This window comes from Pseudomonas sp. RT4P38 (assembly GCF_054897765.1).
Genome location: NZ_CM142703.1, coordinates 966515 through 979837 on the forward strand (window position 1 = coordinate 966515; position 13323 = coordinate 979837).

Consider the following 13323-nt stretch of genomic DNA (forward strand, 5'->3'; position numbering starts at 1 on the left):
GTTCAGAGCTGCGAACAGGTCGCATCCAGCAGTAACCCCCAGCGGCTATCGCGCACACTCGTCCGGGGACTTTCGGATTGAGGGGATGTGGCATGGAAACACGAGACTTCAGCGCGGCAGAACGACTGGAACGGCTGCCCATCAGCGGCTATCACCGGATCATTTTCATCATCATTGCCCTGGCGTTTTTCTTCGACTCCATGGATCTGGCGATGATGACTTTCCTGCTCGGCTCGATCAAAACCGAGTTTGGCCTGAGCACGGCACAGGCCGGGTTGCTGGCCAGTTCGAGCTTTTTCGGCATGGTCGTCGGGGCGTCACTGTCCGGCATGCTCGCCGACCGCTTCGGCCGCAAACCGGTGTTCCAGTGGAGCATCGTGTTGTGGGGGATAGCCAGTTATCTGTGCTCTACGGCGCAGAACGTCGAAACGCTGACGTTGTTTCGTATCCTGCTGGGGATCGGCATGGGCATGGAGTTTCCCATCGCGCAGTCGATGCTCTCGGAGCTGATTCCAGCCAAAGGGCGCGGGCGTTACATTGCGTTGATGGACGGTTTCTGGCCGCTGGGCTTCGTCGCCGCCGGCGTGCTGTCGTACTTCCTGCTGCCGGTGATTGGCTGGCGGGACATCTTCCTGGTGTTGGCGGTACCGGCGGTGTTTGTCCTGGCGATTCGCTTTTTCATTCCAGAATCACCGCGCTGGCTGGAACAGGCCGGGCACCATGACGTGGCAGACAAGGTCTTGCTGCGCATCGAAGATCGGGTCCGGGCATCTCTGGGACGTTCGGATCTGCCTGAGCCGATCCGCCTTCCGAGAGTGGCCAGTACGCCTGGTAATTTCTTTTCCGCATTGCAGCAAATCTGGTCGCCGCTGTATCGCCAGCGCACGATGATGATCTGGAGCGTCTGGTTCTTTGCCTTGCTGGGTTTCTATGGCCTGACGTCCTGGCTCAGTGCCTTGCTGCAGCAGTCGGGTTTTGCCGTGACCCAGTCGGTGTATTACACGGTGTTGATTTCCCTCGGCGGGATTCCCGGTTTCCTGATGGCCGCCTGGCTGGTAGAGCGTTGGGGGCGTAAACCGGTGTGCGTGGTGACGTTGCTCGGCGGCGGGGTGATGGCGTTTCTTTATGGTCAGAGCGCGGTGTTTGGCGGCAACGTCAGCCTGTTGATCGCATCGGGGCTGCTGATGCAGTTCTTTCTGTTTGGTATGTGGGCGGTGCTTTACACCTACACGCCGGAGTTGTACCCGACATCGGCGCGGGCCACGGGCTCGGGGTTCGCTTCGGCGATTGGCCGCGTGGGTTCGTTACTCGGGCCATTGGTGACCGGGCTGGTGTTCCCGATGACCGGGCAGGGTGGGGTGTTTGCGCTGGGGGCGATGTGTTTTGCGATTGCGGCGGGGGTGGTCTGGGTGTTCGGGATGGAGACCCGGGGCAAGACGCTGGAGGAATTGACTGAGCCGGTAGCCGTTGGCTAAACACAAACCCTGTGGGAGCAAGCTCGCTCCCACAGTGGTTATGTGGTGAGTCCTACGGTTTGACCAACCGAGCATCCAGGCTGTTCTGCGCCAGACGCTTGGCCTGATCCTGGGTCATACCCAAATGGGTATACAGCGCATGGAAGTTCTCGGTGACATAACCGCCGAAGTACGCCGGGTCATCCGAGTTCACGGTCACTTTCACACCACGTTCCAGCATGTCGAGAATGTTGTGCTGAGACATGTGATCGAACACGCAGAGTTTGGTGTTCGACAACGGGCACACGGTCAACGGGATTTGCTCGTCGATAATCCGCTGCATCAAACGCTCGTCTTCGATGGCGCGCACGCCATGGTCGATGCGCTGGATTTTCAGCAGGTCGAGGGCTTCCCAGATGTACTCGGGCGGGCCTTCTTCACCTGCGTGGGCGACGGTCAGGAAGCCTTCGTGCCGAGCGCGATCGAACACGCGCTGGAACTTGCTCGGCGGATGACCCATTTCCGAACTGTCCAAGCCGACGGCGACAAACGCATCACGGAACGGCAGCGCCTGATCGAGGGTTTTCTCGGCTTCTTCTTCGCTCAAGTGGCGCAGGAAGCTCAGGATCAAACCGCTGGTGATGCCCAGTTGCTGCTCACCATCGTTCAGCGCGGCGGCGATGCCGTTGAGCACCACTTCGAACGGTATGCCACGGTCGGTGTGGGTCTGCGGGTCGAAAAACGGTTCGGTGTGAATCACGTTCTGCGCCTTGCAACGCAACAGATAAGCCCAGGTCAGGTCGTAGAAGTCCTGAGAGGTGCGCAACACGTCGGCCCCCCGGTAATACAGGTCGAGAAACTCTTGCAGGTTGTTGAAGGCGTAGGCCTTGCGCAGGGTTTCGACGTCGCTCCACGGCAGGGCGATCTTGTTACGTTCGGCCAGGGCGAACAGCAGCTCAGGCTCCAGCGAACCCTCAAGGTGCAGGTGCAGTTCTGCCTTGGGCAGGGCGTTCAGCCAGTCGTACATAGTCTTTTCTCATCAGGTGCAGATGGCGTGCATTCTACAGATGCTCGTGGAAACAATTAGTAAAACCTGACCAGCCGGTTCATCCCACCGCTTCCTGTTCCCGTCGATAGGCGTAGGTGTCGGCGAAGCGCGAGAGCAGGAATTCGGCGCAGGTGGTGGCCGGATACTTTGCCGGGTGCCGTTCATCCTGACAGCCGGGCAGGCATTCGATGGCCGTATCCGGGTGCGGCTCGGCAAAGAACGGCATTGAGTAACGGTCCACGCCCAGCGGGCTGATTACCCGGTGCGGCGTCGACAGATAACGGATGTCGACGTAGTGCTGCTCCATCAGCGATTCCCAGCCGGGCATCGACGGATGACGGTTGGGGCCGCGCAACGGTTTTTCCGCCAGTACGTCAGGGTGATCGGCCGGCAGGTGCAGGCCCATGTCGAAGGTTTCTTTCAGGTCGCTGGGTTTGCTCGGGTCGAGTTGTTCGGTGGCGATGGCGCCGTAACCTCGGTGGTGGCGGGTCTGGGTGATGTCGATCTTGAGTTTTTCGGCGGCGGGCAGGGAGAAGAAACGTTGGGCGTTGTCGAGCACGGCGTTAATGCGCGCGGCGCTGATCGGGTGACCCTTGATGTAGAAGAAGCCCCACTCGCGGCAGGCATGGTCGATTTGCGTGGCGATTGATTGCCAGGCGGTTTGGTCATCGCTGTAGAGCGGGCAGATGTCGATGATGGGAAGGCTGTTCATACTGCATTCCTGATGTGAAATGAGCTTTTTGTGGGAGCGAGCTTGCTCGCGATGGCGGACTTACAGTCAACGGTGATGCTGAATGTAATGGCCTCATCGCGAGCAAGCTCGCTCCCACAGGGGTTCTGTGTTCGCCTCGGGAGTTACTTCGGCATGTCGGCTTTCATGCCTTCGACGTAGTAGTTCATCGATGCCAGCTCCGCATTGCTCGCCGTCGCGCCCGCCGCGATTTTCTCGGCGCCTGCCTGATCCTTGATCGGTCCGGTGAACGGGTGGAAAGCACCGCTTTTGATGTCGGCAATGATCTGCTCTGCCTCGGCTTTCACCGCCGCCGGCACCAGATCGCTGATCGGCAACTCAATCGTGCCTTCCTTCAAACCACCCCAGTAATCCTGCGACTTCCACGTGTGGTCGAGCACGCTTTGGGTCGCCTGAATGTAGTGCGGGCCCCAGTCGTTGACGATGGACGTCAGCACCGCTTTCGGCCCGAAGTGCGCCATGTCCGAAGCGTAGCCCACGGCATACACACCGCGACGTTCGGCGGCCTGGATCGGTGCCGGACTGTCGGTGTGCTGGAACACCACGTCCACGCCCTGATCGATCAACGCGTTGGCGGCATCGGCCTCTTTGCCCGGATCGAACCAGGAGTTGACCCACACCACCTTGATCTCGGTGCCCGGGTTGTACTTGTTCAGGGCCAGTTGGATGGCGTTGATGTCGCGGATCACTTCCGGGATCGGGAAGGAGGCGACGTAACCAATCTTCTTGGTTTTGGTCATCTTCGCCGCAAGGAAACCGCCGACGTAGCGACCTTCATACGTGCGCGCCAGATAGGTGCCGAGGTTCTTGTCCTGCTTATAGCCGGTGGCGTGTTCGAAGGTCACCTTGGGAAATTGTTTGGCGACTTTCAGGGTCGGGTTCATGTAGCCGAAGGACGTGGTGAAGATCAGGTCGTAGTTGTCCTTGGCCATGTTGCGGATCACCCGCTCGGCGTCGGCACCTTCGGCGACGTTCTCCACATAGTTAGTGGTGATCCGCTCGCCGAATTTTTCGGCCAGCGCCTTGCGCCCCTGTTCATGCTGATACGTCCAGCCGTGATCGCCGATCGGGCCGATATAGACGAAGCCGACTTTCAGCGGGTCGGCGGCACTGGCGGTCAGGCTGGCGCTCAGACCGATGGCTGCGACGACGGCGCAAAGCAGCTTCTTCAACGGACGTTTGTGCATGAAATTGAACTCCATGGTGTTGTGAGGTTGGCAAGGCCAATGCAAATTGCTGACCAACAAGACAACAAATCTTTCCAGACCGAGTGAAGGTCTTCGCGGGCAAGCCTCGCTCCTACAAGAGCGATGCGAAACCCGTAGGAGCGAGGCTTGCCCGCGAAGAGGCCCGACCGACCATCACAGAACGATCCCGGTGCGCCCCCGCCAATCCACGCCATCCACTGGTGCGCTAAGGTGTAACGAAACGTTAGCGCCGCCCCGCAGTCAGTAGCTCATCACACTGATTTCGCTTCACACGGCAAAAAGGCCCGCAATGCTCACACTCCTCAAGCAAGAAAAGTTTTTGTTGCTTGCCCTGATCGCAGCATTCATCGCTTACCCGATGGAACACTGGATGCTGCACAGCGGCCAACCCATTGCGTTGACCGCCGGCCTGGTGCTGATCGCATTCATCGTCGCGGCCTCCATGCGCGTCGCCCATCACGCCGAACTGCTCGCGGAAAAAGTTGGCGACCCCTACGGCACGATGATCCTGACGCTGGCCGCGGTGCTGGTGGAAGTGGTGATTCTGGCGATCATGATGAGCAACGAGGCCTCACCGACTTTGGTGCGCGACACGATTTATTCGGCAGTGATGCTCGACATCAACGGCATCCTCGGCCTGGCCGCATTGATGGGCGGGATCAAGTACGGCGAACAGTCCTATAACGACGACTCGGCGCGCAGCTACAGCGTGATGATTCTCACCGCCATGGGTGTTTCCATGGTGGTGCCGGAGTTCATTCCCGAGGCCAACTGGAAGATTTATTCGGCGTTCACCATCGGCGCGATGATCGTGCTCTACGCCCTGTTCCTGCGCATGCAGGTCGGGCCGCACAGTTATTTCTTCAGCTACAGCTACCCGGAAAAACGTCGCAAGATAGTCCCGGAGGAAGAACCTGAGCCCATCAGTCTTGGGTTGAGTATTGGGACATTGGTATTCGGCGTGGTGGTGATCGGCGCATTGGCCGAAGTGATGTCCAAGACCCTCGATCTGGGCCTGGAAGGCACGGGCGCACCGCCAGTGATCACCGCGATTCTGGTGGCGGCAATCTCGGCGGCGCCGGAAATTCTGACGGCGTTGCGGGCGGCACTGGCCAACCGCATGCAGTCGGTGGTCAACATCGCCATGGGCGCGTCACTGTCGACGGTGATCCTGACCGTGCCGGTGATGGAAGCGATGGCGCTCTACACCGGCCAGCCGTTCCAGATGGCGATGACCCCGGTGCAGACCGTGATGATCTTCCTCACCCTGATCGTCAGCGCAATCAACCTCAACGATGGCGAAACCAACGCCATCGAAGGCATGACCCACTTTGTGTTGTTTGCGACGTTCATCATGTTGTCGCTGCTGGGTCTTTAGGACAACGACAACCCCTGTGGGAGCGAGCTTGCTCGCGATAGCGGAGTCTCAGTTGGCATTAGTAGTGCCTGACACACCGCTATCGCGAGCAAGCTCGCTCCCACAGTTTTGATTTGTGTTGTGTCAGGTACCGGCGATTAGCTGCCGAGCCGCCTGGCTGTGATCGGCAATCAAGCCTTTCAGATCCAGCCCTTCAACCTGTCCATCAATCACCCGCCACTTGCCGCCGACCATCACCCGATCCGCCCGATCAGCGCCGCACAGCAGCAACGCCGACACCGGATCATGACTGCCGGAGAACCGCAGTTCATCCAGCTTGAACAGTGCCAGATCCGCTTGCTTGCCCACCGCCAGTTCACCGATATCGGTACGCCCGAGCAAACTCGCCGAACCCTTGGTCGCCCACCCCAGCACCAGTTCCGGCGTGATCTTATCGGCGCCATAACGCAGCCGCTGAATGTACAGCGCCTGCCGGGTTTCCAGCATCATGTTCGACGCATCGTTGGACGCCGAACCGTCCACGCCCAAGCCCAGCAACGCGCCGGCAGCGGTCAGGTCCAGGGTCGGGCAAATGCCGGAAGCCAGGCGCATGTTCGAACTCGGGCAATGGCAAATACCGGTGCCGGCGGCGCCGAGGCGAGCGATTTCGTCCGGGTTGAAATGGATACCATGAGCGAGCCAGGTGCGCGGGCCGAGCCAGCCGACGCTGTCCAGGTAATCCACGGTGCGCAACCCGAAACGTTGCAGACAGAAGTCTTCTTCGTCGAGGGTTTCGGCCAGATGGGTGTGCAGGCGCACGTCGAGTTTGTTCGCCAGTTCGGCGCTGGCGGACATGATTTCCGGGGTCACCGAGAACGGCGAGCACGGCGCGAGGGCGATCTGGATTTGCGCACCGTCGCCACGTTCGTGGTACTCGGCGATCAAGCGTTGACTGTCGGCGAGGATGACTTCGCCTTCCTGCACGGTCTGCTGCGGCGGCAGGCCGCCGTCCTTTTCACCGAGGCTCATGGAGCCGCGCGTCAACATGGCGCGCATGCCCAGTTCGCGGACGCTCTCGACCTGCACGTCGATCGCATTTTCCAGGCCTTCGGGAAACAGGTAATGGTGATCGGCCGCGGTGGTGCAGCCAGACAGCAGCAATTCGGTCAACGCGACTTTGCTGGCGAGGGCGAGTTTTTCAGGTGTGAGGCGGGCCCAGACCGGGTAGAGGGTTTTCAGCCACGGGAACAACGGCTGATTGACCACCGGCGCCCAGGCGCGGGTCAGGGTTTGATAGAAGTGGTGATGGGTGTTGATCAGTCCCGGCAGGATCACATGCTCGCGGGCATCGAATACGTGTCCACAAGGCGCAGAAGGTTGCTGGCCAGCGCCGAGCACTTCGACGATCAAACCGTCTTGCAGCACCAGGCCGCCACGGGCATCGAGGCCATTGGCAGTGAAGATCGCGAGGGGATTTTTTAACCAGGTACGGGTCGCAGGCATGTTGGCCGGCTCCTCTGAAAGTTGGGTTCAGGGTTGCCAGCTCAGTGATTACCCTGTCTGCTGATCCAGGGTCGTCGCGGGGACGAGGTGCGGAGTTTACTCAGATTGCGCGCCGCAGATCCAGTGTGGGAGCGAGCTTGCTCGCGATAGCGGACTAATGGTCGACATCGATGTTGAATGTGCAACCGCTATCGCGAGCAAGCTCGCTCCCACAGGGAACGGTGGTGGTTACCAGGGAATGGTTTCGCCTTTGTAATTCACGAAGTGATGCCCGCCCTTGCCGGTATACGCATTCACCTGATCGACCAACCCACGGGTGCTGGTGTCCACATCAATGTCCGCGCCTTCACCGCCCATGTCGGTCTTCACCCAACCCGGATGCAACGACAGCACGGTGAGTTTCTGTTCGCCCAGTTGAGTGACGAAGCTGTTGGTCATGGAGTTCAGCGCCGCTTTACTCGCCTTGTACAGCGCCAGCTCCGGCGCATCCGGCATGGTCACACTGCCCAGCACCGAACTCATGAACGCCAGCACACCGCTGTCCGGGCGGATCTGCCCGACGAAGCGCTGGGCCAGGTTGATCGGTGCCACGGCATTGGTGAAGAACAGTTGGCCGACTTCGGCCAGGGTCGCGCCCCCCGGTGTTTGAACGTCAGGCCCCTTGACCCCGGCATTCACGAATAGCAGGTCAAACACTTCGCCCTTGAGCTGCTGGTTCAGGGCGATGACTGCCTGCTGATCGTCCATGTCGAGTTTTTCGATCCGCACCTTGCCCAAGGCCTGCAAGGCTTCGGCGTTCTGCGGGTTGCGCACGGTGGCGGTGACTTGCCAGCCGTCGGCCAACAGGGTTTTCACCAGGCCGAGGCCCAAGCCCCGGGAGGCGCCGATGATGAGTGCGGTTTTTACCGTAGACATAAGTGGCTTCCTTGATAAATGAGGTCAGGGATTCAATGGACAACGTTGCCCGAGCCGTTGTTGCAACTCGTGACGCAGCGCGCCGAGTTCGCCCATTCGGGTTTCGATCAGTTTGAGTTTGTCTTGCAGCAATTGTGTGACGGCGCTGTCCGGATCGGGCGACTGCCATAGCGCGGCGACGCTGTTGCCGATCTCGGCGAGCGTAAATCCCAACCGCTGTGCGGTCTTGATGTACAGCACCAGTTGCACCATGTCCGGCGGATAGTCGCGATAACCGTTGGCGCTGCGTTGCGCCGCGATCAGTCCACGCTGCTCGTAGAAGCGCAGCGTGTCGCGGCTGACGGCGCTGGCCTGGGCTAATTCACCGATGCGCATCATGACGTCTCGAGAGGGCTTGACCCTGGAGCATACTCCAGGCTTTAGCCTTGTTGCTCCCTGAATTTTTGGAGCAATGCCAATGTGGACTTCAGCACAATATCGCCGGTTGGTGCGTGGTAGCGCCTGGTACGACTTGATCGTGACGGCGGCGTTTATCACGCCGTGGAGTTTTGCTGCGTTGCATGGGGTGTTGGCGAGTGTGAGTCTGGCTTTCAATTTGCCTGGCGATCTGCCGCCGTTTGAGCCGATGCACATGCTGATGGCCAATCTGTTGGGATCGATTGTCTGCGTGTGGGCGGTGCTGCGGATTCGGGATCCGCAGCAGGTGTATGGGCGGTATGACGCGGTCGGTAGATTTCTGTTTTCTGCTTTGCAGCTCTATGCCTTGCTCCATGGCGCCAGCTCTTTGTTGGTGATTTTCTTGTTCTTTGAATTGGCTTGGGGCGTTGTTCAGGTGTTGCCAGTGCAGGCGTCATCGCGAGCAAGCTCGCTCCCACAGGGGAACTCGGTCTAATGTGGGAGCAGCCGGTCGACGCTCGATTGCTCGGGATGAGGCCGGTGCAGGCAACCGCTAATGCCCGCCCTGCCACGGTTGCCCCAATGACATCGGCGCATACAACCGCGTGCGCAGCGCATCCCGGGACAACAGCACCAGCACCACAATAGTCGCGACATACGGCAGCATCGCCAGCAGGCTCGACGGAATCGCCAGCCCCAACCCCTGCGCCACCAGGTGCAGGATGCTGGCGAGCCCGAACTGATACGCCCCCAGCAACAATCGCCACACCCGCCAACTGGCAAACACCACCAGCGCCAGGGCAATCCAGCCCCGGCCGGCGCTCATGTTCTCCGCCCACATCGGCGTGTAGGCCAGCGACAAATAAGCCCCGGCCAATCCCGCCATCGCCCCACCAAACAGCACCGCCAACGTGCGCAGACCCAACACCGGCAAGCCCATGGCACTGGCCGCATCCGGGTTTTCCCCGACGGCCTGAATGATCAGCCCGACGCGGCTTTTCAAAATCACCCACGCCACCAGCGCAAACAGCGCGAACGACAGGTACACCAACATATCCTGCGCAAACAGCATCCGCCCGATCAACGGAATCTCACTCAAGTAAGGAATCGCCACCGGTTCAAAACCCGCCAACGGTTTACCGACCCACGCCGCGCCGACAAACGTCGACAGGCCCACGCCGAAAATCGTCAGCGCCAACCCGGTGGCTACCTGATTGGCGTTGAACACCAGCGCCACCAGCGCAAACAGGGACGACAGCAACATCCCGGCAAGCATCGCCAGCAACACGCCCAGCCACAGGTTGCCGCTGTTCAGCGCGACGATAAAACCGATCACCGCACCAAACAGCATCATGCCTTCCTGACCGAGGTTCAGAACGCCGCTCTTCTCGCAGATCAATTCACCCAGCGCCACCAACAGCAGCGGCGTGCCGCAACGGACCATGGCGTAGAAAATATTGCTCAGCAGATCGATATCCATCACAGCGCTCCTGCGTGTACGGTGGTAGCTTGCGCGCGACGGGCCCAGCGCAGGTTCAAGCGCGGTCGGTAGAGAATCAGCACGTCGCTGGCTAGCAGGAAAAACAGCATCATCCCCTGGAATAATTGCGTGATTGCTTGCGGCAGATTCATGCTCATCTGCGCGTTCTCGCCGCCGATGTACAGCAGCGCCATCAACAGGCTGGAAAACAGTATGCCGATGGGATTGAGCCGCCCGAGAAACGCCACGGTGATCGCGGCATAGCCGTAACCGGGCGAGACCTGCGGTACCAATTGGCCGATCGGCCCGGTGACTTCACACACCCCGGCCAGCCCCGCCAATCCTCCGCTGATCAACAGCGCCAGCCAGATCAGCCGCTTCTCGCGAAAGCCGACGAACCCCGCTGCGCGCTTGTCCAGGCCGAGCACTTTGATCTGGAAACCGACAAAGCTTTTCTGCAGCAACACCCACACCGCGACCAAGGCCAGCAGCGCGAAATACACCCCGGCATGCACTCGACCGTCCTCCATCAAAAGCGGCAATCGGCTGGCATCGCCAAACATCGCCGACTCCGGAAAGTTGAACCCGGCCGGGTCTTTCAACGGCCCGTGCACGCAGAACAGCAGCAGGTTCAACGCGATGTAATTGAGCATGATGCTGGTGAGGATTTCATTGGCGTTGAAGCGCGTGCGCAACCATGCCGTCAACCCGGCCGACGCGGCGCCAGTGAGGGTGCCGGTAAACAGAATGAACACCAGCGCCCAGCGACTTTGCAGGCCGATGATGTTCACCGCCAGCGCGCTGCCGGCCAGGGCGCCGAGTAGCAATTGGCCTTCGGCGCCGATGTTCCAGATTCGTGCTTGGTACGCCACCGCCAGCCCCAACGCGCAGAGCAAAATTGGCAGCGCTTTGACCAGCAGTTCGGAGACGCCATACAGGTCGCTGATCGGTGCGATCAGCAAGGTGTGCAAGGTCAACAACGGATCATGGCCCAACGCGATAAACAGCAGCGAGCCACAGCCCAACGTCAGGACAGCCGCCAGCAGCGGCGAGCACCACAACATCAGGCGCGATTGCTGGCCACGGGGTTCGAGAGAAAGCAGCATGTGAAACTCCGTTAAACCGTTGCGGGTGCAGGTGATTGAGGGGCGTCGAACTGGCCGGCCATCCAGCCGCCGACATCGATCAGGCGGGTGTCGACGGTGGCCTTGAGCGCCGACAGCCGACCGCTGCACAAGGCGCCGAGCCGGTCGCTGATCTGGAACAGTTCGTCGAGGTCTTCGGAGATCACCAGGATCGCCGCGCCGGCATCGCGCAAGGCAATCAGCGCTCGGTGAATGGTCGCGGCGGCGCCGACGTCCACGCCCCAGGTCGGGTGCGCGGCCACCAGCAGTTTGGGTTGCTGAAGGATTTCGCGGCCGAGGATGAATTTCTGCAAGTTGCCGCCGGACAGGCTGCGGGCGGGCGTCTGGGTGTCGGGTGTTTTAACGCCGAAGCGACGGATGATTTCTTCGGCCAGCGCCTCGACTTTACCGCGCTGGATCAGGCCGTTGCTGACCAGCCCTTGTTGAAAGGCAGTGAGCAGGGCGTTGTCGGCCAGGCTGAGTTCCGGCACTGCACCGTGGCCCAGACGCTCGGCGGGAACGAATGCCAGACCGAGTTTGCGCCGCGCATCCGGTCGTAAATGTGCGACGGGTTGTCCGCCGAAACTGATCCTTTTACCGTCATTGCAGTGGAGGCGTTCTTCGCCGCTGAGCAACGCAAGCAACTCATCCTGGCCATTGCCCGCCACCCCGGCGATGCCGACGATTTCGCCGCCGCGTACTTCGAGGTCGATGTCCTTCAGCGAGCAACCGAACGGGTCGGGGTTGTGCCAGGACAATCCGCTCACACTCAAAAAGGCTTCACCGCCGATCACCTTCGGATAATCGGCAATTAACCCGGCCGCTTCACCGACCATCAACCGCGCCAGTTGCTGATCCGAGTACTCGGCCGGCACGCAATGCCCGGCCACTCGACCGCCGCGCAACACCGTGGCGCTGTGGCACAACGCGCGAACCTCACCGAGTTTGTGGCTGATAAACAGAATGCTGCAGCCCTCGGCCGCCAGTCGACGCAGGGTGACGAACAATTCGTCGGCCTCTTGCGGCGTCAGCACCGAGGTCGGCTCATCGAGAATCAGCAGGCGAATGTCCTGCATCAGGCAACGAATGATTTCAACGCGCTGGCGTTCGCCGATCGACAGGCTATGGACCAGTCGTTCCGGCTCCAGCGCCATGCCATAGTGCTGGGACACTTCACGAATCTTCGGTTCCAGTTGTTTCGGTGTGCCGGCCGCCGCGCCCATGGCTAGGGCAATGTTCTGCGCCACGCTCAGGGTTTCGAACAGCGAGAAGTGCTGGAACACCATGCCGATCCCGAGTCCGCGGGCCTGGGCCGGATTGCGCATGGCCACGCGTTGACCTTGCCAGATTACGTCCCCGGAGTCGGCGTGGGTGACGCCGTAGATGATCTTCATCAGGGTACTTTTGCCCGCGCCGTTTTCGCCGAGCAGGGCGTGGATTTCGCCCGGTGCAATGCTCAGGTCGATGGCATCGTTGGCCAGGGAGCCGGGGTAGCGCTTGCTGATGTTGCGCAGTTGCAGACGAGGTGTTTGATCGGGGATCGGCGCGGGGTTGGGCATGACAGGCTCGGGTCGATTGAAGTGATGCCTGTGGACAAAGCAATTTCCTGGCCATTGAGTCAGGAAAATTCAAAAGCGTTACAGGTGAAGGCTTTGAAGACGGCAACTCGCCCTATGTCGATCCCGAACAGGCACCACTTGAGGGCAAAGCCGTTGATCAGGCTCCGGTTTTGCTCAGGGTGTTTGGTCAAAAAACGAGCAGCTGACGGCAAGCCATGCCGGACATGGGGCCGCGACAGTCATGAACGGGTTATCCACAGATTGCTCCACAGTATTTGTGCGCAAGCCCGAAGCTCGGGCATAAGCACTGCGTGGCTATCTTCTAAAGGTGATAAACCGAGCTAACTAATTGTTTTTACGTGGATTTAGCTTTTTTGATGGTGAATTGAACGAAAAGTGAGCAAAGCCCGCAAAGCCGCATGACAGAAGGGTTACAGCGGGGTGTGCTCAGGTTATCCACAGCCGGGTGCACAGTAGATGTGGGCAAATGCACCGGTTAGACGAAGGGGTTGTGAACGTTGTTGGTGC

At 60.1% G+C, this 13323-nt stretch carries 12 protein-coding genes; 3 read left to right on the forward strand and 9 right to left on the reverse strand.

The features are described 5' to 3' along the window. Window positions 1-92: 92 nt before the first annotated feature. Window positions 93-1475: an MFS transporter gene (locus tag ACYZT7_RS04370; protein ID WP_462040093.1), complete on the forward strand. Its 1383-nt coding sequence runs from the start codon at window positions 93-95 to the stop codon at window positions 1473-1475. Between the two features lie 52 nt (window positions 1476-1527). On the opposite strand, the gene ACYZT7_RS04375 is transcribed toward ACYZT7_RS04370, so the two are convergent. The 3 genes from ACYZT7_RS04375 to ACYZT7_RS04385 form a co-directional block, all read right to left on the reverse strand. After that, window positions 1528-2481, reverse strand: a complete 954-nt coding sequence (locus ACYZT7_RS04375; RefSeq protein WP_462040094.1) for an adenosine deaminase — start codon at window positions 2479-2481, stop codon at window positions 1528-1530. 79 nt (window positions 2482-2560) lie between these two features. Continuing rightward, window positions 2561-3214 carry a 2-oxoglutarate and iron-dependent oxygenase domain-containing protein gene (locus ACYZT7_RS04380; RefSeq protein ID WP_462040095.1) on the reverse strand — a complete coding sequence of 218 codons (654 nt, stop codon included), beginning with the start codon at window positions 3212-3214 and terminating at the stop codon, window positions 2561-2563. Window positions 3215-3357: 143 nt separating this feature from the next. Beyond that, complete coding sequence (locus ACYZT7_RS04385; RefSeq protein WP_462040096.1) at window positions 3358-4440, reverse strand: BMP family ABC transporter substrate-binding protein; 1083 nt, start codon at window positions 4438-4440, stop codon at window positions 3358-3360. Between the two features lie 310 nt (window positions 4441-4750). Between ACYZT7_RS04385 and ACYZT7_RS04390 the strand changes: the two genes are divergently transcribed. Next, complete coding sequence (locus ACYZT7_RS04390; protein ID WP_462040097.1) at window positions 4751-5839, forward strand: calcium:cation antiporter; 1089 nt, start codon at window positions 4751-4753, stop codon at window positions 5837-5839. Window positions 5840-5962: 123 nt separating this feature from the next. On the opposite strand, the gene ACYZT7_RS04395 is transcribed toward ACYZT7_RS04390, so the two are convergent. From ACYZT7_RS04395 to ACYZT7_RS04405, 3 genes are all read right to left on the reverse strand, one after another. Further along, window positions 5963-7321, reverse strand: coding sequence for an 8-oxoguanine deaminase (locus ACYZT7_RS04395; RefSeq protein ID WP_462040098.1), 1359 nt, complete (start codon window positions 7319-7321; stop codon window positions 5963-5965). A 228-nt stretch (window positions 7322-7549) separates the two neighbouring features. After that, a complete protein-coding gene (locus ACYZT7_RS04400) occupies window positions 7550-8236 on the reverse strand; it encodes an SDR family oxidoreductase (protein ID WP_462040099.1) in 687 nt (228 codons plus the stop codon). 24 nt (window positions 8237-8260) lie between these two features. Next, window positions 8261-8611, reverse strand: coding sequence for a MerR family transcriptional regulator (locus ACYZT7_RS04405; protein ID WP_462041737.1), 351 nt, complete (start codon window positions 8609-8611; stop codon window positions 8261-8263). A gap of 82 nt (window positions 8612-8693) precedes the next feature. Here ACYZT7_RS04405 and ACYZT7_RS04410 point away from each other — a divergent pair, with 82 nt between their 5' ends. Further along, window positions 8694-9128 (forward strand): hypothetical protein, encoded by a 435-nt coding sequence (locus tag ACYZT7_RS04410; protein WP_462040100.1) that lies wholly within the window; start codon window positions 8694-8696, stop codon window positions 9126-9128. A 57-nt stretch (window positions 9129-9185) separates the two neighbouring features. Here the strand turns inward: ACYZT7_RS04410 and ACYZT7_RS04415 are convergent, their stop codons facing one another. From ACYZT7_RS04415 to ACYZT7_RS04425, 3 genes are read right to left on the reverse strand one after another with little or no spacing between them, the layout of a single operon-like run. Beyond that, window positions 9186-10112 (reverse strand): ABC transporter permease, encoded by a 927-nt coding sequence (locus tag ACYZT7_RS04415; RefSeq protein ID WP_462040101.1) that lies wholly within the window; start codon window positions 10110-10112, stop codon window positions 9186-9188. Next, a complete protein-coding gene (locus ACYZT7_RS04420) occupies window positions 10112-11218 on the reverse strand; it encodes an ABC transporter permease (RefSeq protein WP_462040102.1) in 1107 nt (368 codons plus the stop codon). The genes ACYZT7_RS04415 and ACYZT7_RS04420 overlap by 1 nt, the downstream gene beginning before the upstream one ends. An 11-nt stretch (window positions 11219-11229) precedes the next feature. Next, entirely contained in the window at window positions 11230-12795 is a 1566-nt protein-coding gene (locus ACYZT7_RS04425) for an ABC transporter ATP-binding protein (protein WP_462040103.1), read from the reverse strand. Window positions 12796-13323 lie beyond the last annotated feature (528 nt).